The sequence below is a fragment of the Streptomyces sp. NPDC032745 genome (assembly GCF_055579465.1).
Map to the genome: position 1 here is coordinate 199,794 of NZ_JBVING010000001.1, position 23,286 is coordinate 223,079.

Here is a 23,286-nt window from a genome sequence, read left to right on the forward strand (position 1 = left end):
GCACAGCGTGCTCTTATGGCATGTCCCGGTCAAGGACTGCATTCCGGCCAAATCTGCCGGGACGGCCACCCACACACGTACCGCCTAGGGCAGGCTGTGAACCTTCGGCCCCACCGAGTTGGACCAAGCGCTCCCCGCCTTGGCGTCCCAGTTGGTCGACCAGGTCATCGCGCCGCGCAGCCCCGGGTAGGTCCTCGAGGGCTTGAAGGAGCCGCAGTTCGTGCCCCTGGCCAGGCAGTCCAGGGCGTTGTTCACGATGGTCGGGGAGACGTACCCGCTGCCCGCGCCGCTCGGCGAGGCCGGTACGCCGATGCCCACCTGCGAGGGGTCGAGGCCGCCCTCGAGCTGGATGCAGGCCAGCGCGGTGAGGAAGTCCACCGAGCCCTGCGAGTAGACCTTGCCGTCGCAGCCGTTCATCGAGCCGCTGTTGTAGTACTGCATGTTGACGACGGTGAGGATGTCCTTGATGTTCAGCGCCGTCTTGAAGTAGCCGCCCGCCGTCGACTGCATGTCGATGGTCTGCGGAGCCATCGTGATGACGAGCGAGGAGCCGGCCTTGGCGGACAGCGAGCGCAGCGCCTGCGTCATGTAGGTCGGGTTGAGGCCGTTCTCCAGGTCGATGTCGATCCCGCTGAAGCCGTACTCCTGCATCAGCGCGTACGCCGAGTTCGCCAGGTTGTTCGCGGAGGCCGAGTCGCCCACCGAGATGGTGCCCCTCTCGCCGCCGATGGAGAGGATGACCGACTTGCCGGCCGCCTTCTTCGCGGCGATGTCAGCCTTGAACTGCGCGACCGTGTAGCCGCCGAGGCCGGCCGAGTCGAGGTTGAAGGTGATGGCCCCGGGCGTGGTCGTGGCGTCGGCGAAGGAGACGGCGATGATGTCGTACTGGGACGAGACGTCGGAGATCTTCTGGACGGTCGCGCCGTTGTTGAAGTTCTGCCAGTAGCCGGTCAGCGCGTGCTTGGGGACCGAGGGGTTCGGGTTCGGGTTCCCGCCGCCGGTCGTCGTGCCGGTCACCGCCGCCGACTTCGGGCCCTCGCCGGCCGCGTTGTACGCGCTCACCTGGAAGGAGTACGAGGTGGCGGCGGCGAGCCCGGTGATCTGGGCGGGGGAGCCGGACACGGTCTGGACCCGGACGCCGTCCTGGTAGACGTAATAGCCGCTCGCCCCGCTGACCGCGTTCCACGAAAGGGTGAGCCCGTTCGTGCTCTGGCCGGAAACGGCGGTCCCGGCCGGGGCGCCGGGTACGGACGGGCCGGGGTCGGTGCCGCCGCCCCCGTCCGGGCCGAAGACGCTGAAGTCGTCGACGACGTAGGCGGCCTGCCCGTACCAGCCGTGCGTCCACACGGTGACCTGGGTGGTGTTGGGGCCGGTGGTGAAGGTGGTCGACAGCTTCTGCCAGCCGCCGCCCGAGCCGGGGGTCCAGGTGGACACGTCCTGCGTGCCGGTCCCGGTCGCGCCGAGGTACGCGTACGAGCCCTGCACCTGCTCGCTGAGCGTGTACGTCGAGTTCGGCTTGACCGTGACGGTCTGACTGCACTGCGCGTTGTCCTGGCCCGCGGGGGTGCCCTTCAGGGCGCCGGCCCCGGCGTACACGGGCGAGGACACGACGGCGCCGCTCCCGGAGCTGCAGGTCCAGTTGGCGAGCCCGGACTCGAAGCCTCCGTTGCGGGCGACGTTGACGTCGGCGGCCTGCGCGGTGCCGGTGGCGAGGGCGGTCAGGCCGCCGGCGGCAAGGGTGGCGGCGCCCAGGAGGGCGAGCGAGCGTATGCGGTTCACGTGGTCTCCGTGGGGGGAGAAGGGGATGTGAAGGGGGTGGTGGAACAGGCGGAGGTACGCCTCCGGGAGCAAGTGGGGGAAACCCCGTCGGCGTTGGTGAAGTGTTGGCCCCAAGTTGGTCCAGACCAATCTCCGTGTCAAGACTCTTTGCAATGTGGCTTGAATTGATCGGGCGTCCGATCCCGGTTGTCCGGGTTTCCCGCCACCTGTGACAGGTGCCTGCAGCACGGGAATTCCCAAGGCCCTGCCCTGCCAGGGACGACGCGGATATGGTGCTGGGGCAAGGGGGAAGGGCGCCGATCGTTTGCGGTCGCGCAGGGGTGCGCGTACGCGACGGCGGCGCCGACGTATGGGGCGTACGGGGTGAACAGGGGGATTCGCGTGCCGACCGCCATTGCCGTCACCAGCGCCGATCTGGTGCTGCCGGCCCCTGACCGGCACACACCGCCGGCCGTCGTACTGCACCCGCCGGGACAGCTCGACCTGGCGGGCGCGCTCGCCGAGACGAGCGCCCTGCTGGAGCGTCACGGCCACCTCGTGGTCTTCGTACCGCCGTGGCTGCCGACGGCGACCGTCCAGCGGCTGCACACGGTGCGGGCCATCCTGGAGACCGACCGGATCGCGCTCCTCGACCTCGATCTGCCCCCGCTGGCCACGGCCCTGCTGGTACGTCAGCTGCGCCAGCTCAGCGTCTGCGACTTCAGTCCCGGGGTCATCGCCTCCGCGGCCCGGCTGCTGTCCCACTACATCCACGCGGGGGCCCTGCTGGGCTCGGTCGCCAGACTGGACCGGGTCGCCGTCGGCCTCAAGGCCCATGCCCGCTCGTGGTCACCGAACGCGCAGTTCGCCGTACTCGCCCACCCGACCCCGCACCTGGTCAGGCTGAGCGGCTCCGGCGGCAAGGCCCACGGCGGGCGCGGCGGGCGCGGCGGACACGGCGGACGCGGCGGAGGCGGGCGCTCCGGAGGCGCGGCGGGCGCCGGGCTGCCGCCCGGCCCCGGGTTCGCCACCCACCTCACCTTCGCCCGCGGCCAGCTCGCCTCCGACTGGGTGGCGGCCGAACTCGCCCCCGCCTGGCAGGTCCAGGGCGTGATGGAGAACCCGCTCCCGGCCGACTCGCCCGTCTGGTGGGCCACGGCCAAGCTCGTCGAGTTCGCCGCCGCCATCCCGGACCCGTCCGTGCTCTACCAGCTCGTCGCCTCCGTCCGGCGCGAGCAGTGCCACTGGTGCGGCCTCGAGCTCATCGGCGACCGCTGCGGCTTCTGCGCCGCGCCCCTGGCTGCACCGCCGCCGATCGAGGACGCGGGCCGGACGGCGCCCCCGGCGTACTCCGGCTCTCCCGGCTCCCCCAGATCAAGACACTGACCGGCCCGAACGAACGAAGAACGGCGAGGTAGTCCGGCCCATGAACTCACGCCAGCGCCGCGGCGTCATCCTGCTGCTCCTGTCGGTCCTGTGCGCCCTCGCGGCGTTCGGCGGGGTCCTCGTGGTGATCGGCGACGTCAATTCCAAGGTCGGGGCAGAGGTCGTCGCCTACCGCGCCAAGGGCGACATCGCGCCGTACAGCCCGCTGTCGGCGGGCCAGTTCGAGGAAGTCGCGATCCCCAAGCGCTGGCTGTCGGACACCGCCGTCACCGACCTCGGGCAGCTCAAGGACAAGATCACGCTCACCACCCTGCGCAAGGGCTCACTGCTTCAGGCGGACATGTTCGTCGACAAGCCGCAGCTCCAGCCCGGAGAGCAGGAGATCGCCATCATGATCGACGCGGCGACCGGCGTGGCCGGCAAGATCTACTCCGGGGCCAAGGTCAACATCATCGCCACCTTCAAGGGCGCCAAGGACACCGAGCCCTCGCGGTCGGTGATCATCGTGGCCAACGCGCGCGTCCTGAACGTCGGCAAACTCACCGCCCTCGACAAGGACAGCGACAAGAAGGGCCCCGCCGAGGCGGTCCCGATCACCTTCGCCCTGAACACCAAGGACACCCAGCGCGTCGCGTACGCAGAGTCCTTCGCGGAGCACGTACGCCTGGCCCTGGTGGCCCCCGGCACCGACTCCGCGCCCGCCGCGGGCGACCGTACGTACACCCTCGACGGGGACAAGTGAGGCCCGGATGACCACCCGAATCCTCCCCGCGGCCGGCGACCCGGACGCCGCCCGCGCCATCTCCACCCTCCTCAGCCAGCTCCCGGCCGCCGAGCCGGGCGCCCCGGTCCCCGACTCCACCTCGCTGCTGGACACCCTGGGGCGGCTGGCCGCCGAGTCCATCGACGAACTGCCCGAGGTGGTCCTCGTCCACGAGCGGATCGGCCCGGTGCCCGCGCTCGACCTCATCCGCGAGGTCGCGCTCCGCTTCCCGGCGGTGGGTGTGGTGCTGGTGTCCTCGGACGCGGGCCCGGCGCTGTTCTCCGCCGCCATGGACTCCGGCGCCCGGGGTCTGATCGGGCTGCCGCTCGCGTACGAGGAGCTCGCCGCCCGCGTCCAGGCCGCCGCCCAGTGGTCCGTGGGCGTCCGCCGCCACCTGGGCCGGGGAGCCGACGTGTTCACCGGCCCCGGCGGCAAGGTGGTCACGGTCACGGGGGCCAAGGGCGGCGTCGGCACCACCTTCACCGCCGTGCAGTTCGCACTGGCCGCGGCCGCCTCGGGGCGGCGCACCGCCCTGGTCGACATGGACCTCCAGGCCGGCGACGTCGGCTCGTACCTCGACGTGCAGTTCCGGCGCTCCATCGCCGACCTCGCCGGGATCCACGACATCTCGCCGCGGGTGCTCCAGGACGCGGTGTACGACGACCGGACCGGGCTGGCACTGCTGCTGGCCCCGGCGGACGGCGAGCGCGGCGAGGAGGTCGACGAACGCGCCGCCCGGCACATCGTCGGCGCCCTGCGCAGCCGGTACGAGCTGGTCGTCATCGACTGCGGCACCCAGGTGACGGGCGCGAACGCGGCGGCGGTGGAGATGGCGGACGTGGCGGTCCTGGTCACCACCCCGGACGTGGTCTCCGTACGGGCGGCCAAACGGCTGGTCCGGATGTGGGAGCGGCTCCAGGTCCGCAAGGCGGAGGACACCGCGATGGTGGTGAACCGCTGGAGCAGGCAAACGGAGATCCAGCCCGCGCTCATCGAGAAGATCACGAAGACCCGGGCCACCCGGACCCCGGTGCCGGCGGCCTTCAAGGAGCTCCAGGCGGTCGTGGACGCGGGACGGGTGCAGGACCTCGACAACCGCTCCAGCGTGAAGCAGGCGCTGTGGACGCTGGCGGGCGAACTCGGCCTGCTTTCACCCCCGTCCACGGCAGAGCCCGCGACCGCCGCCCCGGGAACCCCGGGCGCGGCCCTGGCCGTACGGGCCCCCGGCCCGGTGGCGCGCCTGCGGGGCGGCGACCGGGGCGCGGCGGGCCCCTGGCTGCGCCGCGGCCGGGAGGGCTGACACATGTCCGCGCGGAGACCCGTCCGCGCCGTCCGTGCCGCCCGTGCCGCCCGGGGAGACCGCGGCCAGGTGGCGGTCGAGTTCGTCGGCATGGTGCCGCTGATCCTGCTGCTCGTGGCGGCGGTGTGGGAGTGCGTACTGATCGGGTACGCCTTCTCCCTGGCGGGCAACGCGGCGGACGAGGCGGCGCGGGTGGGCGCGGTGCACGGGGGCGGGGCCTGCGATGCCGCGGCGCGCCGGCATGTCGGGGGCGCCTGGAACATGAGCGTGGACTGCCGCGAGTCGGGCGACGTCTACAAGGCGACCGTGAAGCTCAACCTCCCGGTCTTCTTCCCGGGCCTCGACATCGGCACCCCGATCACGGGCGAGGGCGGCTCCGCGAAGGAAGAGGAGGACTGAGGTGAAACGAGACCGGGACCGGGGCCAAGTGGCCCTGGAGTACATCGGCTTCATCCCCATCCTGCTGTTCGTCGCACTGTGCGGGATCCAGCTCGGCTGGGTCGGCTACGTCCACCAGCAGGCCGAGACCGCTGCCCGGACGGCCGCACGCGTGGAGGCCCGCAACCCGGGCGCCGGGTCGGCGGCGGGCATGGCGGCCATCAGCTCAGGCCTCGACGCGACGATCGACGTGTCTTCGGTCCCTGACGCGGTCACCGCGAAGGTCAGCATCCCGATCAAGTCCATCGTGCCGGGCCTGTCCATCGACCCGGCCAGGGCAACTGCCATCATGCCCAACGACGACCCGAAGGTGACCGGACCATGAGCCTGCGTTCCCGGGTCAACACCCCCGACGACCGGCACAGTCCCCGCGAGGACGGCCGGCTGGTCTCCGCGTACCGGGCGAAGCTGCTGGAGGAGATCGACCTCGCCGAGATGTCCGCGCTCGCGCCCGCCGAGCGCCGGGCCCGGCTGGAGCGCGTACTCGGGCACATCATCAGCCGCGAGGGGCCCGTCCTGTCCACCGTCGAGCGGGCGCAGCTGATCCGCCGGGTCGTGGACGAGGCTCTCGGCCTCGGTGTGCTCGAACCGCTCCTCGAGGACGCCTCGATCTCCGAGATCATGGTCAACGGCCCCGACCAGATCTTCGTCGAGCGTGCCGGCCGGGTGGAGCAGCTGCCCCTGCGCTTCGCCTCGCACGAGCAGCTGATGCAGACCATCGAGCGGATCGTCTCCACCGTCAACCGCCGCGTGGACGAGGCCAATCCGATGGTCGATGCCCGGCTGCCCAGCGGCGAGCGCGTCAACGTGATCATTCCGCCGTTGTCCCTGACCGGGGCCACCCTCACGATCCGCCGCTTCCCGCGAGCGTTCACCCTGCACGAGATGATCGGCCTCGGCTCGCTGGACGAGCAGATGCTCCTGCTCCTGTCCGGCCTGGTCCAGGCGAAGATGAACGTCATCGTGTCGGGGGCCACCGGCACCGGGAAGACCACGCTCCTCAACGCCCTCTCCGGCCTGATCCCCGAGGGCGAGCGGATCATCACCATCGAGGACTCCGCGGAGCTCCAGCTCCAGCAGGCGCACGTCATCCGCCTCGAATCCCGCCCGGCGAACGTGGAGGGCAAGGGCCGGATCACCATCCGCGACCTCGTACGCAACTCCCTGCGCATGCGCCCCGACCGCATCATCGTCGGCGAGGTCCGCGGCGGCGAGACCCTCGACATGCTCCAGGCGATGTCGACCGGCCACGACGGCTCCCTGGCCACCGTCCACGCGAACAGCGCCGAGGACGCCCTGATGCGCCTGCAGACGCTCGCCTCCATGTCCGAGGTGGAGGTCCCCTTCGAGGCCCTGCAGGACCAGATCAACAGCGCGGTGAACGTGGTCGTCCAGCTGACCCGCTTCGGCGACGGCTCGCGCCGCGTCACGGAGATCGCCATCCTCGACTCGCACGGCCGCGAGCCCTTCCGCATCACCACCGTCTGCCGGTTCGCCGCCCAGCCGATGGGCGCCGACGGCCGCGTCCACGGCTACTTCGAGTATTACCCGCTGCCGCGCCGGATCGCGGACCGGCTCTACATGAACAACCAGCCGATCCCGCAGGCCTTCGGGGTCGCCATGTCCGACGACCAGCTCGCCACCCGCATCACCCGGACACTCCTGTGAACCCACTCATCCTCCTCACCCTCGGCGCCACGCTGCTGGCCTGCGTCCTCGTGGTCGTCGGCGTCCATGCGTACGCCGCCGGCCGCGCCCAGCGCGCCGCCCTCATCGAACGCCTCGCCACGGACGGCGCACCGGAGCCGGCGGGCCGCAGGCGCCGCTTCCCCGGCGTGGACCGGCGCCTGCGCAGGACCGCGCTGGGCAGACGGATCGAGGTGAAACTGGCCGTGACCGGCCTGGACCTCACCCCCGGCGAGTTCTTCGTCTACATGCTGATGTCCGTCGCAGGCGTCTGGCTCGTCGCGGCGAGCTTCCTGGCCCCGTTCTTCGGCCCGGTGGCCGGTCTGATCGGCCTGTGGGCGGCGGACGCCTTCCTCAACTGGCAGCGGGCGCGCCGTACCGAGCGGTTCATCAACCAGCTCCCCGAGCTCGCCCGCATCCTCGCCAACGCCACCCAGGCCGGGCTGGCCCTGCGTACGGCCATCGCCATAGCGGCGGAGGAGCTGGAGGCCCCGGCGGGCGAGGAGCTCACGCGCGTCGCCGACCGGCTCGCCGTCGGGCACTCCATCGAGGAGTCCCTCGGCGAGATCGCGCAGCGGCTTCCCTCCCGGGAACTGGTCGTCCTCGTCTCCACGCTCGTCCTGTCCGCGCGCGCGGGCGGCGCGATCGTCGGCAGCCTGCGCAACCTCACGGTGACGCTGGAGCAGCGCAAGGAGACGCGGCGCGAGATCCGCACCCAGCTCTCCCAGGTGACGGTGACGGCCTACCTGGTACCGGCGATCGGACTCGGCTCGCTGCTGCTGGTGAACGTGATGATGCCGGGCGCGCTCGACCGGATGACCGGCGCGTTCATCGGCCAGACGGCGGTGCTGGTGGCGATCGGGCTCTTCACGCTCGGCTTCGTCCTGATCCGCCGCCTCTCGAAGATCGACGTGTGAGGGGGCGACGGACATGACGGCTCTGCTGCTGGCCCTGCTGCTGGGGGTGTCGGTCTTCGGCGTCTTCCACGGCATCCGCCTCTACCGCGCCGAGACGAAACTGCCGAGCGACCTCGCGCTCGCCCTGGAGGTCGGCGCCACCCGTACGACGGCCGTCGGCTCTGCCGTCGACCGGCTGGGCATCCGCTGGGCGCCGCTCGTCCTGCGCCTGATGGGCCCGAACCGGGTCGCCCGCAAGCGCCGCCAGATCGACCTGGCGGGCAACCCGGCCGGCCTGACGATCGACCGGTACGCGGCGCGCCGTGCGGTGTACGGGTTCCTGGGCGCGCTCGGCGCGTTCGCGATGCTGATCAACGGCCAGCTCGTACCCGCCCTGCTGATGGTCGCCTTCGGCCTGTTCTGGATCGAGGTCGGCCTGTGGTCGGCGATCCGGGTGCGCCGCGACCACATCGAGCGGACGCTGCCGGACTTCCTGGACGTGCTGGCGGTCGTGGTCAGCGCGGGGCTCGGCTTCCGGCAGGCGCTGGAGCGGGTGGCCGCCAAGTACGAGGGCCCCTGGTCGGACGAGATCCGGATCACCCTGCAGCAGATGGACATGGGCGTCAGCCGCCGCCAGGCCTTCGACGAGCTGCGTGCGCGCAACGACTCCGAGCAGGTGGCGCAGTTCGTGACCGCGCTCCAGCAGGGCGAGGAGCTGGGCTCGCCGATCGTCGAGACGCTGATCGCGATCGCCGAGGACATGCGCCGTACGGATGCCCAGAACGCCCGGCGGCGGGCCGCCCGGGCCGTGCCGAAGGCCACGTTCGCGGTGACGATGTTCATGCTGCCGGGCACGTTGATCCTGCTGGTCTGCGGCTTCGTGTACGGCGCGGACGTCGACTTCGGCGCGATGCTCGGGGGCGGGTGAGCCATGGCGGTCCTCCACATCCCCCTGGCCGACCTGGCGGCGCGGGGGAGGGCACAGCGGCAGGGCGGCGCCCCTTCCCCGACCCCTTCTCCGCCTCCCTCCCTCACGCTCCAGGCGAACGCCCTCCAGGCCCTGTGCCGCCGGGTGTTCGCGTTCCGGATGGTGGTGATCGGCCTGGGCGCGCCGCTGGCACTGGGGCGCACGGCCCGCGGCGGGCCGACGTACCTCGTCGGCGGCGCGATCCTGCTCACCTTCATGCTCTCGTACGTGCTCTTCCGTGACTGGGAGCGCTTCGGGCCGCTGCTGCTGCGCCACCGCTGGCTGCTGGCACCGGACATGGCGTTCTGCGGGCTGCTGCTGGTCACGGCGACGCCGGACTCGCCCCTCGGCTTCGCCGTACTGTGCACACCGCTGCTGGCCGGGCTGGTCCACGGGTGGCGCGGCTCGGCGGTCCACGCGGCCCTGGCGGCGGCCCTCGTGGTGGCCGTGGGCGGCGGCGGCCTGACCCTGCCGGTGCTGTGCCTCCTGGCGGGCACGGCCGGCGCCTCGCTGCGGGACCTGCTCTTCCGCTTCGGCTCGGCGAGCCAGGCCCTGACGGAGACGCGGGCCCGGCTGGCGGCGGCCGAGGCGGTGCGCGCCGAACGGGACCACCTGGCCCGCGAGATGCACGACTCGGTGTCGAAGACCCTGCACGGCCTGGCCCTGGCGGCGGACGCCCTCGCCCGCACCACGGACCCGGCGGCCCTGCGCCGCCAGGCCCGCTCCCTCTCCGGCGCGGCCCGCGCGGCGGCGGCGGAATCCCGCGCACTGCTGACGGACCTGCGGCGGGAGGCGGAGGCGCCGCAGGTCTCGCTGCCGGGGGAACTCCGCCGCCTGGCCGGCGCGGACGCGGAGCTCCGTACGGAGGGCGTCCTCCCCGTGCTCCCGTCCGCAGTGGCGCACCACCTCCTGGCCGTCACCTCGGAGGCCTTGGAGAACGCCCGCCGCCACGCGGGGGCCACGCGCGTGGTGGTCTCGGCGGCCGCGAACGCCACCGGCCTCACCCTGAGCATCGAGGACGACGGCTGCGGCCTCCCGCCCGATGCCCTGCACCGCAGGGGCCGCTTCGGGCTGCTCGGCATGAAGGAACGCGCGGCGTCGATCGGCGCCCGGCTCCACATCGGAGCCCGGCCGTCCGGCCCCGGAACCCTCGTCCGCCTGGACCTCCCGCTCGCGGCCCTGACCCCGGAGGGGAGCCCGTGATGCCGCTCCGCGTCCTGATCGCCGACGACAATCCGGTCGTACGGGCGGGCCTGGCAGCCCTCTTGGCCACGGCCGGGGACCTGGAGGTGGTGGCCCAGGCATCGGACGGCCGCGAGGCACTCGGCCTCACCCGCCGGTACGCCCCGGACGTGATCTTGCTGGACGTCCGCATGCCGGGGGTCGACGGCATCTCGGCGCTGCCGCATCTCGTACAGCTGGCGCCCGTACTGATGCTGACGTACAGCCAGGAATCGGAGATTGTCCGAGAAGCCCTCCTGCTGGGCGCAGGCGGCTACCTGGTCCACGGCGAATTCACTCCTGAAGACCTGGTCCGGGCGGTCCGCGACGTCCGCGAGGGCCGGGCCCATTTCACGACGACGGCGGCGAGCGCACTGCTCGCGGACCTTCGTACCTCTTCGCAACCGCAACGATCTGTGGCACGCTCTCCTGAGCGGGTGCACAACTTGGTTCTCTTCGGCCTGAGTTCGAGGGAGGTGGAGATCATGGATCTGATCGCGTCCGGGATGAGCAACCAGCAGATCGCGGCCACCTGCTTCATCAGCGAGAAGACGGTCAAGAACCACATCAACCGCATCTTCGCGAAGCTCCAGAGCACGAGCCGCAGCGAGGCGATAGCGCGCTGGCTGGGAACGGCCCGTCCAGGGGTGACCGGCCATGGGTAGACGGAGTGCGCAGTGGGTCCGTAATTGGGCCCCGGGACCCTTGGTTATCACCGGTGACTCCCCGTACGGTCCGCAAACCAACAGCGGCACCGGCCCGGGAGGGAACCCCCATGTTGCAGAACACCCTGGCGAGGATGCGGAACCGGTACGAGGGCAAGGGCGCGAGCGATCGAGGCCAGACGGCCTTCGAATACCTGGGCATCATCCTGGTGGTCGTGGTGATCATCGGCGCGATCGTCGGCACGGGCATCGGCCAGAGCATCACCAACAAGATCAAGGACCAGATCACCGCCATCACTGCGGGCAAGTGATCGCGCATCGACTCGGTGACCGGGGGCAGGCATTCCCCATCTACATCGTGGTGATCGCTGCTCTGCTCTTCGCCGCGTTGGCGTTCGTTGCGGTCGGGATGGCCGGCGCGACGCGCAGTAATGCCCAGGGGGCTGCGGATGCTGCGGCACTGGCCGCCGCGCGCGAAGCCAGAGACAACGTATTCCTGGGCCTCGACCTGCTGGATCTCAAACCTGCCGACTGGGAGAAGATCGTCGACGGCGATCTCCTCAAGGGGACCGGTGCCTGCGAGAAGGCGGTCGACTTCGCTGCCTTGAACGATGCCACTGCAGTGTGCGAACCGGCCACCCCCGAGTTCACCGTCAGGGTCGAGACCAACGGCACTGTCGGGAAAACGGTCGTACCTGGGACCAGCGACAGAAAGGGGAGGGCCACAGCCACGGCCCTGATCGAGCCGCGTTGCTCACTGAGTTCGGCTCCGACCCCCGCCCCGACACCCACACCGGCACCCACATCGACACCGAGCCCTTCGCCCTCACCGGGGGAGGGGAGTGTCGTCTTCGAGTGCCGCGGGAAGACCCTCACGTTGGATCCCGCGAAACCCGGCCCGCTGTCCCAGCTGGCGAGGGCACTCTTCAGCGTACGACTGGTCGACTGACAGCGAACGAGAGACAAGGAAACGGCGTAGATGAGCATGCGGCACAAGGTGAAGGTCCGCGGGGGAGCGGCCGTTGCGGTTGCGGCGGCCTTGGCGCTCACATTGGCCGGATGTGGCGGCGGCAATGACGACAAGCCCGCAGGCGCGAGTTCCTCCGCACCGAAACCGTCGGGGGGTGGCTCGCAGGAACCCTCCGCGGGGAAGCAGAGCTCCGCTCCACCTGCGGTGATCGCCACGGCAGCTGGCGAAGACGGGGTTGTCCTCGAGGTCAACGAGGCAAAACGCGACGCAGGCGGCTTTCTCACGGTGAGCGGCCAACTCAAGAACACCGGCGGCAAGGACTTCAACCACACCACGGCTTGGCGCGGCAACGAACTCACAGGCAGTGGCGAGTCGGTTGCGGGGGCCACCTTGGTCGACAAGGCAGGCAAGAAGCGCTACTACGTGCTGCGCGACACCGAAGGAAGGTGCCTGTGCACCACAGGCGTGAACTCGATCGGAGCCGGCAAGTCGTTGCCGTTCTTCGTCCAGTTCCCCACACCACCGACGAACACTGCCGAGGTTGAATTCAACCTGCCCACCTTCGCAACGGCCACCATCAAAATCTCCGGGTGACCCCCATGAATAAACGCCACCGCGTCTCCGCATCCACAGCCGTAGTCGGCCTCGTCATCGCCGGGGCCCACTTCATCGGCGCTACGAGCGCCCACGCCGACGACGTCAAGCCGTCCGTGCCCCCCGGTACCGAGCCATCTGCCTCCGCGCCCGTGCCCATCGACTCGAGTTCCCCCGGGCTGAAGATCCCCCAGGGCGGAACCCTGGCTCCGATCAAGGTCCTGGACATCGCCGAGGTCGTCGAAGACCTCGGCGGTGAGCAGCGGCGGCAGGAGACCAACCAGGCCGTCATGATGGCCCTGCAGTCCGAGGTGCTCTTCCCCGAGAACAGTGCCGTCTTCAACGCCCAGGCCGCCGCCCGGATACAGGCCATCGCCAACGAGATCAACACGCAGAAGGCGACCCGCGTCCGGGTCTTCGGGTTCACCGACGACCAGGGCAGCTACGAGCACGGCAAGGAGCTCTCCAAGCAGCGTGCCGACGCCGTTCAGGCGGAGCTCGCCAAGACCGTCACCAGCCCCGGCGTCATCTACGACGTCCGGGGCTACAGCGAGGACTACCCGATCGCCGACAACGGCACCGAGGAAGGCCGCAAGAAGAACCGCCGCGTCGAGATCACCTTCCCCCGCAGCACCGCCGCCGGCGGCAACTAGAGGACGAGTCCCGCCAGGCAGCCGGCGAAGAACAACCCGGGGACCACCGCCACCAGGCAGGCGAGCGCGGTCACGACCGTGGCCGGTACCTGGTGCTCGCGCGGATCCGCGAACGCCGCGCACAGCAGGAGCAGCGCCGAAGGGAAGAAGATCAAGGTGCCTTCCCACGCGCCGAGGATCGACCACCCTGCCAGCACGATCCCGAGGGCCACGCAGGACGCCATGAAGCGCGCCCGGTCCGCCCGGAAGGCCAGCGGCACCGAGAACAGCAGGAGGGTCACGACCAGCCGGAAGGCCGGCGCGCCCGCACCGAGCAAGGTGAGCGTGATCGGTGCCGGGAGGACCAGCGCGACCAGCGCGATCTTGGTCTGCCAGGGGTGGACGGGCCGCACCCGGCGCTTCCGGGCTCCGCCGGCTCTTCCGGCCGGCTCCGTCGCCGTCATGGCCGCCCCCGTGCTCTGCTCCGCAGTGAGTTGAACGCGTTCAATCTAGCGCATGCCCGCCCTCCCGGGCGAACAGCAGGGCCGACGCCGCCTCGCGCGCGCGGTGGGCCGGCTCCGGGCCGGGGGTCAGGGCCGCCACCGCCGTCGCGCCCTCGACCAGGATCAGCAGCTGGTCCGCGAGTTCCTCGCGGCCGGGGCCGGCCAGCTCCGCCAGCAGCTCCCGCAGCTCCGCCTTGTGGCGGCGTACGACGTCCAGCACCCCGGCGGGGCCCGTGCCCAGCTCCCCGTACGCGTTCAGGAACGCGCAGCCCCGGAAGTCCGGCTCCGAGAACCACTGCGCCAGCCAGTCGAAGACGGCCTCGACCGGATCCGCGGAATCCGCCACCGCGCCGCGCAGGCTCGCCGTCCAGCGGCGGTCGCGGCGTTCGAGGTAGGCCGTGACCAGGGCCTCCTTGGCCGGAAAGACCTTGTAGAGCCGCTTGAGCGGCACCCCCGACTCCGTGCGGATGCGGTCCACGCCGACGGCCTGGATGCCCTCGGCATAGAACAGCGCCTCCGCCGCGTCCAGCAGCCGGGTGCGGGCCTCTTCGTCGTCCATGAGGGCAGCGTAGCCCAGAACCGCTTGCGCGGAGAACGGCCGTTCTCTATCGTCCTCCCTGTCGAGAACGATCGTTCTCCGCCCCTTCGTCCGACAGAGGTGCGCCCATGACCGAACCCGCCGTACGCCCGCCCGTGCCGCCCTTCACCGAGGAATCCGCCCTGGCCAAGGTCCAGGCGGCCGAGGACGCCTGGAACAGCCGCGACCCCGAGCGCGTCGCCCTCGCCTACACCGAGAACTCGTTCTGGCGCAACCGCGACCGCTTCCTCAGCGGCCGCGACGAGATCCGGGAGTTCCTCGCCGAGAAGTGGGAGCGCGAGCTCGACTACCGGCTCCGCAAGGAGCTGTGGGCGTACACCGGCAACCGGATCTCCGTCCGCTTCGAGTACGAGTGGCACGACGCCGCCGGCCAGTGGTGGCGCAGCCACGGCAACGAGCAGTGGGAGTTCGACGGCAACGGGCTGATGCGGCGCCGCGAGGCCAGCATCAACGACATCCCGATCGCCCCCGAGGACCGCCGCCTCACCTCCTGACCCGCAGGGAGGTGTGCCGTTCGCCGGCCCGCGGTATGTCTCTGCGCGGGCGCTCGGACCCCCTGGCATCCCAGGCGAGGAGACTCGGAATGGCGCGGGCTCGTGTGAACGGCGTGGACCTCTACTACGAGGTGGTGGGCGAGGGCGAACCCCTGGTCCTGGTCCACGGCTCGTGGGTCGACCACGAGAACTGGCAGCTCGTCGTCCCCCGCCTCGCGCAGTCGTTCCGCGTGCTGGTCTACGACCGGCGCGGCCACAGCCGCAGCGAGCGCCCGCCGGGCCAGGGCAGCCGGCGGCAGGACGAGGACGACCTCGCGCAGCTCATCGAGACCCTCGGCGCCCCGGTCCACGTGGCCGGGAACTCCTTCGGGGCCTCGACCGCGCTCGGCCTCGCCTGCCGCCGCCCCGAGCTGCTGCGCAGCCTGGCCGCGCACGAGCCCCCGCTCATGGGCATCGTGGGCGACGGGGACCGGGAACTGCGTCCGGTGCTCCAGGCCATGGAGGCCGCCCTCGACGGCGTCCTCGCGGCCCTGCGCGCCGGCGAGGACCGTGCCGGTGCCCAGCGGTTCGTGGACGACGTCGCCATGGGGCCGGGCGCCTGGGAGCAACTGCCGGAGCAGTTCCGCGAGACGTTCACCGCCAACGCCCCCACGTTCATGGACGAACACGGCGACCCTGACTGGGCGAGCCTCGACCTCGCCCGCCTCTCCGGCTACACCGGCCCCGCGATGCTGACCTTCGGCAGCGAGAGCCCGCCGTGGTTCCCGGTGATCGTCGGCAAGCTCGCCACCGCGCTCGGCGGCCGTGCGCAGATGCGGACGCTGGTGGGGGACGGGCACGTCCCCCACCTCACCCACCCGGACCGCTACGCCGACGGCCTGATCGCCTTCATCCGCTCCTCGGGGTAGCCACCCGCCGGTCAGACCACGAGGAACTCGGGCCCGTAGGTGGCGATGTCGCGGCCTTGCCCGCCCTGGTGTCCCGGACCCGTTGACTCCAACCTGCTGCACCTCCTGGTTTCAGCGGCCCGGACGGCCGGCCGCGGGCAGCGGCCGGCACGAGGGCGACTTGCAGCCCTGGGGCGTGCCGTGGGGACGTGTGCGGGCGCGGCCCGTGCACGTTCTCGCGGGTCAGTCCGCCAGCAGGTGGTCGGCCTTGCCGGCCTTGATGTCCCGGATCAGCTGCCGCAGCGCGTCCGCCGTGTCGCTGACATATACCGCCTCCTGCCCGGCCACCGCGATGTAGCTCCCGCCCTCCCCGTCCACCCCGATCCGGTAGCAGCTCGCGCCTTCGCCGCAGAAGGCGTCCTCCCAGATGATGTCGGCCATCGTGTCCCCTCAGAGTTCGCGAGCCAGTTGGTGGATGAAATCCCGTGATGGGTCGGGCGGCAGGCTGAGCCGCTCCATCCAGTCCAACTGGGCTCGGTATTTCGACAGTTGTGCCTCGGTGTGCAGGAATTCGGCGCCGTGCGTGCTGTCGACCTGCACCGTATCGAGCTGCGGCACCGGCCCCTCCAGGTAGTTGACCGTCTGGCCGGCCCCCGGGAATCCTTCGGATTCGAAGGTCAGGACGCGCAGGACGATGTTGTCCCGTTCGGATGCGTGCAGCAGGTGCTCCAGCTGTGCCCGTGCCACCTTGCGCCCGCCGAACCGCATGCGCAGTGCCGCCTCGTGGACGAACGCAACGTACTCGGGTGCCGACTCGCCCTCCAACACCTGCTGCCGCTCCAGTCGGTGGGCCAAGCGCAACGCGACCTCCTGATCCGGGAGGGTGGGCACGACGAACCGGAACAGGGCGAGAGCGTGATCGCTGGTCTGGAGCAGCCCGGGGATGTGAACCGAGTGGGTGCACCGCATGCGGGTGGCGCGGGCCTCCATCTCGGCGATGTCGAGCATCGCGGCCGACAGTGAGCCCCGGTAGCGCTCCCACCAGCCCCGCTTCTGCGGTTGGGCCATGGAGACAAGTGCGTTGATGTACGGCTCGTCCGCGCAGTCGCAATGGCAGGCCAGCGTTCGGAGCCGTTCCTCGCTGATGGTGCGGACGCCCTGCTCGATCGCGGAGATCTTGGTGCGGTCGATCCCCAGGAGTCCTGCTGCGGATGCGGCGGACACGTCGGCAGCCAGCCTCAACCTGCGCAGCTCGGAGCCCAGTCGCTTCTGTCGTTCGGTCGGCAGCGTCCGTTCAGGCATGGAAGCAGTCTGCCGTGCCGCAGTCGCTCACAGCCAGAGGGGGACTAATCGCCATGACCAGGTGGTCAATTGACCACTCTCCTCGCTACATTGGGTAACGCACCGCTCACGCAACGGGAGTTGAAGTGCATCGCTGCGGCATGCGCATGCCGCAGCGACAGGCCACCACGCCCACGGCGGAGCCACTCGCAACCGCAGGGAGTTCGCGATGCTCAACCCCTTCATGCAGTCGGCCCAGGGCCGGTTCACCGTCTGTCCGGCTGCGCCGCCCGCTCCCGACGGGGACGAGCCGCCCTGTCCGGAGGCGCTGACCTGCAGCCTGACCGTGCCCGGCGAGGCGTACAGCGCGCAGATCGCGCGTCGGACCGTACGGTCCGTCCTGCATGCGCATCGGCTCGATGCGATCGCCGTCGCCGCCGAGCAGGTGACCGGCGAACTGCTCGCCGCCTCCTGGCATTTGGATCCTGGGCGGAGTCTCTACCTCTCCGTCCGGTATCGGGACGATGCGCTGCGGCTCACCGTCTACGACGGGCACGCGCCCCACTCCCACCCCCGGCTGGCCGCCCACTGTGAGGCCCGGCGGCGGGCCGCGCTGCGGCTCATGGCCGTCGTGGTCCGGGAGTGCCGCGGGGCCTGGGGTTTCGGGGAGTCCCGGGAGCCGGGTGGCGGGACCCGGACCTGGGCGACCCTTCCCCGCGCGGGCGCCCTCGGCTACGGGGAGGGGGAGGGGCTGCCTTTGCTCTGGAACTCGCAACCCGGCGCCACCCACGCGTCCCGGGCCTGACGGGCGAGATCCCTCGCGGCAGAAGGGGGCACGCCCCCAAGCCGGTAGTCGACGGAGACCTGGTCCGGCTTGGCGGTGCCGAACTCGGTTGTGCACCACTGCTGGAGTGGTGATGCTGCCGCAGTGCCGGCTTCGGGGACATCCCGGCAACGGCCTGCTGCACGATCCCCTCGGCACGCATCCGGGCCTGCTGCTCGGTCAGGTCGGCCGTCTTCCTCGCGCACGCCGCTGTCGTGGCGGTCGGACCCGCCCACCGTATGGGAACGCGAACGATCGGACGTGGGTGCGGATACTCATCTGCGGGTGGCCCCCAGTCCGGCCGCCCCCGGCTCAGGTCGCCTCGTGGGCCTGGGTGATCAGGTCCGTGGCGACCTCCAGGGCGGCCAGCCGGGTCTCCTCCGGGTCGCCCTCCACGTGCTGGAGGAACATCATCCCCGCGTGCAGCGTGAACAGGGCGCTCACGCACCGCACCTGGTTCGTCAGGGGCCCGTCCTCCGTGCGGAGCAGCTCGACCAGCGTGAACAGCCGGCGCTTCACCGTCTCGCCGATGCTCAGCTCCCGCATCGTCGCCTGGTTCTCCTGCATGAACCGGTACAGCGGAGCCCCCGCCACCATCGCCTCGCTGTAGCGCCGGAGCACCTCGCGCTTCATGTCCAGCGTCGGCGGCTGCTGCTTCGCCCAGTCGATCAGCTCGTCGATCGGCCTCGTCAGGTCCTCGAAGACGCTGATGATGATGTCTTCCTTGGTCTTGAAGTGGTAGTAAAGCGCCGCCTTCGTGACCTCCAGCCGCTCTGCGATCTCGCGCAGCGAGGTCTTCTCGTACCCCTGCTCGGCGAAGAGCTCCAGTGCGACGTCCTGGATGCGCTGGCGCGTGTTGCCACGGCGCGCCTGCGGACTGCTGCTGGACATGGCTCTCCCCAAACTACTTACTTGACGCCCGGCTAGTGGCGGGTCTACCTTCCCCAGTGTAGTCAACTAGCCGGGCGGCAAGTAAGGGTCCGGAGTGTGTGGGTGAACGGGGAGTGGACATGACTCAAAACACAAAGGCGGCGGAGATCTCCGAGGAGGTGAAGCCGCGCAGCGTCCGAGTCGTCCTCATGGCCCTCATGATCGCAATGCTCCTGGCCATGCTCGACAACATGATCATCGGTACCGCGATGCCGACGATCGTCGGTGAGCTCGGCGGCCTGGAGCACCTCTCCTGGGTGGTCACCGCGTACACGCTGGCCACCGCGGCCTCCACCCCCATCTGGGGCAAGCTCGGCGACATGTACGGCCGGAAGGGCTCCTTCCTCACCTCCATCGTCATCTTCCTGATCGGCTCCGCGCTCAGCGGCATGGCCCAGGACATGGGCCAGCTGATCGGCTTCCGCGCCATCCAGGGCCTCGGCGCCGGCGGTCTGATGGTCGGCGTCATGGCGATCATCGGCGACCTGATCCCGCCCCGTGAGCGCGGCAAGTACCAGGGCATGATGGCCGGCGTGATGGCCCTCGCCATGATCGGCGGACCGCTCGTCGGCGGCACCATCACCGACCACATGGGCTGGCGCTGGTCCTTCTACATCAACCTGCCGCTCGGCGCCGTCGCGCTCGCCATGGTCAGCGCTGTCCTGCACCTGCCCAAGAAGAAGGCCCAAGGCAAGATCGACTACCTGGGCGCCGCGCTGCTGACCGTCGCCATCACCTCGACCGTGCTGGTCACGACCTGGGGCGGCACCGAGTACGCCTGGGGCTCCGGGGAGATCATCGGCCTGATCATCGTCGGCATCGTGTCGATCGCCGCCTTCCTCTTCGCCGAGACCAAGGCCGCCGAGCCCGTCATGCCGCTGCACATCTTCCGCAGCCGCAACTTCACGCTCATGTCGGTCATCGGCTTCCTCGTCGGCTTCGCGATGTTCGGCGGTGTGCTCTACCTCCCGCTCTTCCAGCAGTCGGTCCAGGGCGCCTCCGCCACCAACTCCGGCCTGCTGCTCCTCCCGATGCTGCTCTCGATGATGGTCGTCTCGCTGATCGCGGGCCGGATCACCACCAGCAGCGGCAAGTACAAGATCTTCCCGATCGTGGGCGGCGCGCTCATGGTCGTGGGGCTCTTCCTGCTCGCGCAGATGGACACCGAGACCAGCCGCCTGATGTCCGGCGTCTACATGGCGATCCTCGGAGCCGGCCTCGGCTTCCTGATGCAGATCACCATGCTGGTCGCGCAGAACAGCGTGGACATGAAGGACATGGGCGTCGCGTCCTCCTCGGCCACCCTCTTCCGTACGCTCGGCGGCTCGTTCGGCGTGGCCCTGATGGGCTCGCTGTTCACCAGCCGGGTCACGGACACCATGAGCGAGCGCCTCGGCCCGCAGGCCGCCCAGGCCGCCGGCTCCGCCCAGCTCGACGCGGCCAGCCTGGCGAAGCTGCCGGAAGCAGTGCGCGACGCCTACCAGCACGCGGTCGCCGCCGGTACGCACTCCGCGTTCCTGCTCGGCGCGCTCATCGCCGTACTGGGCTTCGCGGCCGCCTGGTTCGTCAAGGAGGTCCCGCTCCGGGGTGCGGGCCCGGCCCAGGGCGCCGACGCGGACGGCGGCAAGGCGGCGCAGGCTCCGCAGGAGTCCTTCTCGCACTGACCGCGCCATACGTTCCCCAGCCCGGCCCCGGCGGATTCCCGCCGGGGCCGGGCTTTTTCCTGCGCTGAAGCCGGGTACGCATGGGTTCGGTGAATGCGGCTGATGCGGGGGAGGTTGATGTGGTTCCGTCCTGTTTCGGATGGGGTCCAAATCGGGGCGATCAAGTACCAAGGTCCTATTAGCTGGATTTTACGGGGGAATTGGCGGGAACCCCTCCGCTTCAAGGGTCGTCCTGGAGGGCAGAGCGCACACGAGAACGGACGGGGAGGGGACGGTTCATGGGCTTCATGGCGCGCGCGAACAGGCAGGGCATCCGGGCCGGGGCAGTCGTCGTGGCCGCGGCCGCCGCGGTGGCCGGGACGGTGTGGGGGGTGACGGCCCTCGTGGAACCGGGGCCCGGCAGGCACGAGAACGCGGCACGCCAGACCGACACCGGTGACACGGGCGGCGGTTCGCAGGGCGGGCCGAAGGGCGGCGACGCGAAGGGGGGAGGCGCCCAAGGCGCCGGCGGCGCCGACGCACCGCAGTCGCAGATACCCGACGGCATAGCGCACGCCTCCGAGAGCGGCGGCAACGCCGTCAACATCACCATCGACGACGGCCCCGACCCCCAGTGGACGCCCAAGGTCCTCGAGGTGCTGAAGAAGTACGACGTGAAGGCGACCTTCTGCATGATCGGACCGCAGGCCAAGGCCCACCCCGACCTGGTCAAGCGGGTCGTCGCGGGCGGCCACCGGCTCTGCGACCACACCATGAACCACGACACGGCCATGGACAAGAAGCCCGTCGGCTACCAGGAGAAGCAGATCCTGGACGCGAAGAAGATGATCGAGGACGCCGCGGGCGGCGGCGCCGAGGTGGAGTACTACCGCGCCCCCGGCGGCGCGTTCACCCCCGACAGCCGCCGCATCGCCGCCGCGCACGGCATGCGCCCGCTCGGATGGAACGTCGACACCAAGGACTTCGGGAAGCCCGGCGTCGCCGCCATAGTCAACGCGGTCAAGACCGAGATCGGCAACGGCCCGACCGTCCTCTTCCACGACGGCGGCGGCAACCGAGCACAGACCGTCGCGGCCCTCGACCAGGTGCTGGCCTGGCTGAAGGACCAGGGCCGCCCCACCGGCTTCCCCGTACGCACGGCCCCCGACGCCCCCTGACACGCCGTCCGGCGGCGAACGGGTGAAGGTCGCCGCCCCGGCGCCGCCCGCGGTGTTCCCTGGTCGCGCACACAGCCCGTACGACCGCCCAGGAGGCTTCCGTGATCCCGTCGAGCCAGCTGTCCGACCCCGCCGTCCGCGCCTTCGTCACCGCCGTGAACGCGGGCGACCAGAACGCCTTCCGTGCCGTCCTCACCGAGGACGTGACCATGTCCGACGACGGCTCCGACCGCGACGTCACCCAGTGGGCCGAGAAGGAGATCTGGTCCTCCAACGGGCACATGGACGTCGAGAAGGAGTCCGACGGCGGCCGCGCCCTCGTCGTCGACTACCGCAACGACACGTGGGGCGAGATGCGCACCGCCTGGCGGTTCGTCACCGACAACGGCCGCATCAGCCGCTTCGAAACAGGTCAGGCCTGAGCCGTCGTCCCCTGAGCCGTCGTCCCCGGTTCCGCGGCCGCCCGCAGCACCGCCGCCGTCAGGCGAGCGTTCTCCGGCGCGGCCCCGCCCGGGAAGGCGAACCGGCGGCGCGCGTACCCGTACGCGAGCCCCGTCGCCGGGTCCGCCCAGCCCAGCCCGCCCGACGCGCCGCAGTGCCCGAAGGCCTGCGGGCCCACTGCGTGCTGCCGCTCGAATCCGAGCCCGAAGTGGTCCACCTCGGCGGTCACCCGGTCGCTGCCCGGGGTGTGGGGCCGCGCGAACTCGGCCGCCGTCTCCGGCTTCAGCAGCGGAGGCCGGCCGTCCACCTCGCTGATCGCGGCCGCGTACATCCCCGCGACGCCGCGCGCCGTTCCGATGCCGCCGGCCGACGCCGGGCCCAGCGCCTTCACCTTCGGGTGGTTCCCGTACACCAGCAGGTCCATCGCAGGCTCCCGGTGCGCGTTGAAGGCGACCGGCAGCAGCTCCGGCACCGCCGCCCCGGCCATCGCCGCCAGCTGCCCGGGCGTGGGGAGCATCTCCAGGACCGGCTTCCAGCGGCCCTCCAGCTCCTGCGGCAGGCCCATGTACAGGTCCAGTCCGTACGGTGCGCGGATCCGCTCCTCGAACACCTCCTGGAGGGACCTGCCCGTGGCCCGCCGCACCACCTCGCCGACCAGCGCGCCGATCACGAAGGCGTGGTACCCGTACGCCGTACCGGGCTCCCAGTACGGCTCCTGCGCCGCCAGCCGCGCCGCGATCAGCGCGTCGTCCGCGATCTCCGCGTAGTCGAAGCCCTCGGCGGTGTTGACCAGTCCGGCCTGGTGCGAGACCAGCTGCCGCACCGTCAGCCGCTCCTTGCCACCGCCCGTGAACTCCGGCCAGTACTCCGAGACACGGCGCTCCAGCTCCAGTACGCCGTCCTGGACCAGCAGCGCCACCACCAGGTGCGCGCCGCCCTTGGTGATCGAATAGACCCCGGTCAGGGTGTCGGCGCGGGTGTCCTCGCCCGCCCACAGGTCGACCACGCGGCGACCGTCCCGGTACACCGCCAGCTGCGCCTCGGGGGAGTGCGCCTCGGCCGCGACGAAGGCCTCGAACTCCTCCCGTACGGGCTCCCAGCCCGCCGCCACCGTGCCGTGCACGTTCGTACCCACATCCGCACTCGCGCTCATCGGGACTCCCTGTCGCTCGGTGTCGTCGCTGCGCCCGGTAGAACGGAAGATGATCATGCGATATTCCGGTGCGCGGATC

The 23,286-nt window shown here is 70.9% G+C and carries 27 protein-coding genes; 20 read left to right on the plus strand and 7 right to left on the minus strand.

Going from position 1 to position 23,286, the window contains the following annotated elements:
- Positions 1-84 precede the first annotated feature (84 nt).
- Positions 85-1,779 (minus strand): chitinase, encoded by a 1,695-nt coding sequence (locus ACZ5WG_RS00815; RefSeq protein WP_468719665.1) that lies wholly within the window; start codon positions 1,777-1,779, stop codon positions 85-87.
- 381 nt (positions 1,780-2,160) lie between these two features.
- Between ACZ5WG_RS00815 and ACZ5WG_RS00820 the strand changes: the two genes are divergently transcribed.
- The 14 genes from ACZ5WG_RS00820 to ACZ5WG_RS00885 all read left to right on the plus strand — a co-directional run bounded on the left by ACZ5WG_RS00820 (position 2,161) and on the right by ACZ5WG_RS00885 (position 13,297).
- Positions 2,161-3,144 (plus strand): hypothetical protein, encoded by a 984-nt coding sequence (locus ACZ5WG_RS00820; protein ID WP_468719667.1) that lies wholly within the window; start codon positions 2,161-2,163, stop codon positions 3,142-3,144.
- A gap of 40 nt (positions 3,145-3,184) precedes the next feature.
- Complete coding sequence (gene cpaB / locus ACZ5WG_RS00825) at positions 3,185-3,886, plus strand: Flp pilus assembly protein CpaB (RefSeq protein WP_468719669.1); 702 nt, start codon at positions 3,185-3,187, stop codon at positions 3,884-3,886.
- Between the two features lie 7 nt (positions 3,887-3,893).
- Positions 3,894-5,207 carry an AAA family ATPase gene (locus tag ACZ5WG_RS00830; protein WP_468719670.1) on the plus strand — a complete coding sequence of 438 codons (1,314 nt, stop codon included), beginning with the start codon at positions 3,894-3,896 and terminating at the stop codon, positions 5,205-5,207.
- Between the two features lie 3 nt (positions 5,208-5,210).
- Positions 5,211-5,606, plus strand: a complete 396-nt coding sequence (locus ACZ5WG_RS00835; RefSeq protein ID WP_468719671.1) for a TadE family protein — start codon at positions 5,211-5,213, stop codon at positions 5,604-5,606.
- A gap of 1 nt (position 5,607) precedes the next feature.
- The gene (locus tag ACZ5WG_RS00840; RefSeq protein ID WP_399246513.1) at positions 5,608-5,970 is read left to right on the plus strand and encodes a TadE/TadG family type IV pilus assembly protein; all 363 of its coding nucleotides are present in this window, start codon (positions 5,608-5,610) and stop codon (positions 5,968-5,970) included.
- The gene (locus tag ACZ5WG_RS00845) at positions 5,967-7,313 is read left to right on the plus strand and encodes a CpaF family protein (RefSeq protein ID WP_328620438.1); all 1,347 of its coding nucleotides are present in this window, start codon (positions 5,967-5,969) and stop codon (positions 7,311-7,313) included. Before ACZ5WG_RS00840 ends, ACZ5WG_RS00845 begins: the two co-directional genes overlap by 4 nt.
- The gene (locus ACZ5WG_RS00850; protein WP_468719673.1) at positions 7,310-8,248 is read left to right on the plus strand and encodes a type II secretion system F family protein; all 939 of its coding nucleotides are present in this window, start codon (positions 7,310-7,312) and stop codon (positions 8,246-8,248) included. Before ACZ5WG_RS00845 ends, ACZ5WG_RS00850 begins: the two co-directional genes overlap by 4 nt.
- Positions 8,249-8,261: 13 nt before the next feature.
- Positions 8,262-9,155, plus strand: a complete 894-nt coding sequence (locus ACZ5WG_RS00855; RefSeq protein ID WP_468719674.1) for a DUF5936 domain-containing protein — start codon at positions 8,262-8,264, stop codon at positions 9,153-9,155.
- Between the two features lie 3 nt (positions 9,156-9,158).
- A complete protein-coding gene (locus tag ACZ5WG_RS00860) occupies positions 9,159-10,397 on the plus strand; it encodes a sensor histidine kinase (protein ID WP_468719675.1) in 1,239 nt (412 codons plus the stop codon).
- On the plus strand, positions 10,397-11,080 hold the full coding sequence (locus ACZ5WG_RS00865) for a response regulator (RefSeq protein ID WP_468719676.1): 684 nt from the start codon (positions 10,397-10,399) through the stop codon (positions 11,078-11,080). The genes ACZ5WG_RS00860 and ACZ5WG_RS00865 overlap by 1 nt, the downstream gene beginning before the upstream one ends.
- Positions 11,081-11,190: 110 nt before the next feature.
- Positions 11,191-11,391, plus strand: a complete 201-nt coding sequence (locus tag ACZ5WG_RS00870) for a hypothetical protein (RefSeq protein WP_468719678.1) — start codon at positions 11,191-11,193, stop codon at positions 11,389-11,391.
- The gene (locus ACZ5WG_RS00875) at positions 11,388-12,029 is read left to right on the plus strand and encodes a pilus assembly protein TadG-related protein (protein ID WP_468719679.1); all 642 of its coding nucleotides are present in this window, start codon (positions 11,388-11,390) and stop codon (positions 12,027-12,029) included. The genes ACZ5WG_RS00870 and ACZ5WG_RS00875 overlap by 4 nt, the downstream gene beginning before the upstream one ends.
- A gap of 30 nt (positions 12,030-12,059) precedes the next feature.
- Positions 12,060-12,644 carry a hypothetical protein gene (locus tag ACZ5WG_RS00880; RefSeq protein WP_468719681.1) on the plus strand — a complete coding sequence of 195 codons (585 nt, stop codon included), beginning with the start codon at positions 12,060-12,062 and terminating at the stop codon, positions 12,642-12,644.
- 5 nt (positions 12,645-12,649) lie between these two features.
- Positions 12,650-13,297, plus strand: a complete 648-nt coding sequence (locus ACZ5WG_RS00885) for an OmpA family protein (RefSeq protein ID WP_468720470.1) — start codon at positions 12,650-12,652, stop codon at positions 13,295-13,297.
- Here ACZ5WG_RS00885 and ACZ5WG_RS00890 read toward each other — a convergent pair.
- Together ACZ5WG_RS00890 and ACZ5WG_RS00895 are read right to left on the minus strand one after the other, a co-directional pair.
- Positions 13,294-13,740, minus strand: coding sequence for a hypothetical protein (locus ACZ5WG_RS00890; protein WP_468719682.1), 447 nt, complete (start codon positions 13,738-13,740; stop codon positions 13,294-13,296). The two genes, ACZ5WG_RS00885 and ACZ5WG_RS00890, sit on opposite strands and share 4 nt — an antisense overlap.
- A 40-nt stretch (positions 13,741-13,780) precedes the next feature.
- The gene (locus tag ACZ5WG_RS00895; RefSeq protein WP_468719683.1) at positions 13,781-14,338 is read right to left on the minus strand and encodes a TetR/AcrR family transcriptional regulator; all 558 of its coding nucleotides are present in this window, start codon (positions 14,336-14,338) and stop codon (positions 13,781-13,783) included.
- A gap of 107 nt (positions 14,339-14,445) precedes the next feature.
- Between ACZ5WG_RS00895 and ACZ5WG_RS00900 the strand changes: the two genes are divergently transcribed.
- Together ACZ5WG_RS00900 and ACZ5WG_RS00905 are read left to right on the plus strand one after the other, a co-directional pair.
- Positions 14,446-14,871 (plus strand): nuclear transport factor 2 family protein, encoded by a 426-nt coding sequence (locus ACZ5WG_RS00900; RefSeq protein ID WP_468719684.1) that lies wholly within the window; start codon positions 14,446-14,448, stop codon positions 14,869-14,871.
- Positions 14,872-14,960: 89 nt separating this feature from the next.
- Complete coding sequence (locus tag ACZ5WG_RS00905; protein WP_468719685.1) at positions 14,961-15,779, plus strand: alpha/beta fold hydrolase; 819 nt, start codon at positions 14,961-14,963, stop codon at positions 15,777-15,779.
- Between the two features lie 222 nt (positions 15,780-16,001).
- On the opposite strand, the gene ACZ5WG_RS00910 is transcribed toward ACZ5WG_RS00905, so the two are convergent.
- Positions 16,002-16,199 (minus strand): hypothetical protein, encoded by a 198-nt coding sequence (locus ACZ5WG_RS00910; protein WP_389590045.1) that lies wholly within the window; start codon positions 16,197-16,199, stop codon positions 16,002-16,004.
- A 9-nt stretch (positions 16,200-16,208) separates the two neighbouring features.
- Positions 16,209-17,060 carry a DUF5753 domain-containing protein gene (locus tag ACZ5WG_RS00915; protein ID WP_389590047.1) on the minus strand — a complete coding sequence of 284 codons (852 nt, stop codon included), beginning with the start codon at positions 17,058-17,060 and terminating at the stop codon, positions 16,209-16,211.
- 208 nt (positions 17,061-17,268) lie between these two features.
- Between ACZ5WG_RS00915 and ACZ5WG_RS00920 the strand changes: the two genes are divergently transcribed.
- Complete coding sequence (locus ACZ5WG_RS00920) at positions 17,269-17,844, plus strand: ATP-binding protein (protein WP_468719686.1); 576 nt, start codon at positions 17,269-17,271, stop codon at positions 17,842-17,844.
- Positions 17,845-18,174: 330 nt separating this feature from the next.
- On the opposite strand, the gene ACZ5WG_RS00925 is transcribed toward ACZ5WG_RS00920, so the two are convergent.
- A complete protein-coding gene (locus ACZ5WG_RS00925) occupies positions 18,175-18,753 on the minus strand; it encodes a TetR/AcrR family transcriptional regulator (protein ID WP_266664267.1) in 579 nt (192 codons plus the stop codon).
- 119 nt (positions 18,754-18,872) lie between these two features.
- Between ACZ5WG_RS00925 and ACZ5WG_RS00930 the strand changes: the two genes are divergently transcribed.
- The 3 genes from ACZ5WG_RS00930 (at position 18,873) to ACZ5WG_RS00940 (ending at position 22,035) form a co-directional block, all read left to right on the plus strand.
- A complete protein-coding gene (locus ACZ5WG_RS00930; RefSeq protein WP_468719688.1) occupies positions 18,873-20,456 on the plus strand; it encodes an MDR family MFS transporter in 1,584 nt (527 codons plus the stop codon).
- A 287-nt stretch (positions 20,457-20,743) separates the two neighbouring features.
- Positions 20,744-21,613, plus strand: a complete 870-nt coding sequence (locus ACZ5WG_RS00935; RefSeq protein WP_468719690.1) for a polysaccharide deacetylase family protein — start codon at positions 20,744-20,746, stop codon at positions 21,611-21,613.
- 101 nt (positions 21,614-21,714) lie between these two features.
- Positions 21,715-22,035: a nuclear transport factor 2-like protein gene (locus tag ACZ5WG_RS00940; protein WP_468719691.1), complete on the plus strand. Its 321-nt coding sequence runs from the start codon at positions 21,715-21,717 to the stop codon at positions 22,033-22,035.
- Here the strand turns inward: ACZ5WG_RS00940 and ACZ5WG_RS00945 are convergent.
- Entirely contained in the window at positions 22,026-23,207 is a 1,182-nt protein-coding gene (locus ACZ5WG_RS00945) for a serine hydrolase domain-containing protein (protein ID WP_468719693.1), read from the minus strand. The genes ACZ5WG_RS00940 and ACZ5WG_RS00945 overlap by 10 nt on opposite strands.
- Positions 23,208-23,286: the final 79 nt, after the last annotated feature.

Excerpts from the sequence above, each read along its gene's own strand:
- cpaB (WP_468719669.1), top strand. The coding sequence starts at position 3,185 with ATGAACTCACGCCAGCGCCGCGGCGTCATCCTGCTGCTCCTGTCGGTC.
- ACZ5WG_RS00830 (WP_468719670.1), top strand. The coding sequence starts at position 3,894 with ATGACCACCCGAATCCTCCCCGCGGCCGGCGACCCGGACGCCGCCCGC.
- ACZ5WG_RS00835 (WP_468719671.1), top strand. The coding sequence starts at position 5,211 with ATGTCCGCGCGGAGACCCGTCCGCGCCGTCCGTGCCGCCCGTGCCGCC.
- ACZ5WG_RS00845 (WP_328620438.1), top strand. The coding sequence starts at position 5,967 with ATGAGCCTGCGTTCCCGGGTCAACACCCCCGACGACCGGCACAGTCCC.
- ACZ5WG_RS00855 (WP_468719674.1), top strand. The coding sequence starts at position 8,262 with ATGACGGCTCTGCTGCTGGCCCTGCTGCTGGGGGTGTCGGTCTTCGGC.
- ACZ5WG_RS00860 (WP_468719675.1), top strand. The coding sequence starts at position 9,159 with ATGGCGGTCCTCCACATCCCCCTGGCCGACCTGGCGGCGCGGGGGAGG.
- ACZ5WG_RS00865 (WP_468719676.1), top strand. The coding sequence starts at position 10,397 with ATGCCGCTCCGCGTCCTGATCGCCGACGACAATCCGGTCGTACGGGCG.
- ACZ5WG_RS00870 (WP_468719678.1), top strand. The coding sequence starts at position 11,191 with ATGTTGCAGAACACCCTGGCGAGGATGCGGAACCGGTACGAGGGCAAG.
- ACZ5WG_RS00880 (WP_468719681.1), top strand. The coding sequence starts at position 12,060 with ATGAGCATGCGGCACAAGGTGAAGGTCCGCGGGGGAGCGGCCGTTGCG.
- ACZ5WG_RS00885 (WP_468720470.1), top strand. The coding sequence starts at position 12,650 with ATGAATAAACGCCACCGCGTCTCCGCATCCACAGCCGTAGTCGGCCTC.
- ACZ5WG_RS00890 (WP_468719682.1), bottom strand. The coding sequence starts at position 13,740 with ATGACGGCGACGGAGCCGGCCGGAAGAGCCGGCGGAGCCCGGAAGCGC.
- ACZ5WG_RS00895 (WP_468719683.1), bottom strand. The coding sequence starts at position 14,338 with ATGGACGACGAAGAGGCCCGCACCCGGCTGCTGGACGCGGCGGAGGCG.
- ACZ5WG_RS00900 (WP_468719684.1), top strand. The coding sequence starts at position 14,446 with ATGACCGAACCCGCCGTACGCCCGCCCGTGCCGCCCTTCACCGAGGAA.
- ACZ5WG_RS00905 (WP_468719685.1), top strand. The coding sequence starts at position 14,961 with ATGGCGCGGGCTCGTGTGAACGGCGTGGACCTCTACTACGAGGTGGTG.
- ACZ5WG_RS00910 (WP_389590045.1), bottom strand. The coding sequence starts at position 16,199 with ATGGCCGACATCATCTGGGAGGACGCCTTCTGCGGCGAAGGCGCGAGC.
- ACZ5WG_RS00915 (WP_389590047.1), bottom strand. The coding sequence starts at position 17,060 with ATGCCTGAACGGACGCTGCCGACCGAACGACAGAAGCGACTGGGCTCC.
- ACZ5WG_RS00920 (WP_468719686.1), top strand. The coding sequence starts at position 17,269 with ATGCTCAACCCCTTCATGCAGTCGGCCCAGGGCCGGTTCACCGTCTGT.
- ACZ5WG_RS00925 (WP_266664267.1), bottom strand. The coding sequence starts at position 18,753 with ATGTCCAGCAGCAGTCCGCAGGCGCGCCGTGGCAACACGCGCCAGCGC.
- ACZ5WG_RS00930 (WP_468719688.1), top strand. The coding sequence starts at position 18,873 with ATGACTCAAAACACAAAGGCGGCGGAGATCTCCGAGGAGGTGAAGCCG.
- ACZ5WG_RS00935 (WP_468719690.1), top strand. The coding sequence starts at position 20,744 with ATGGCGCGCGCGAACAGGCAGGGCATCCGGGCCGGGGCAGTCGTCGTG.
- ACZ5WG_RS00945 (WP_468719693.1), bottom strand. The coding sequence starts at position 23,207 with ATGAGCGCGAGTGCGGATGTGGGTACGAACGTGCACGGCACGGTGGCG.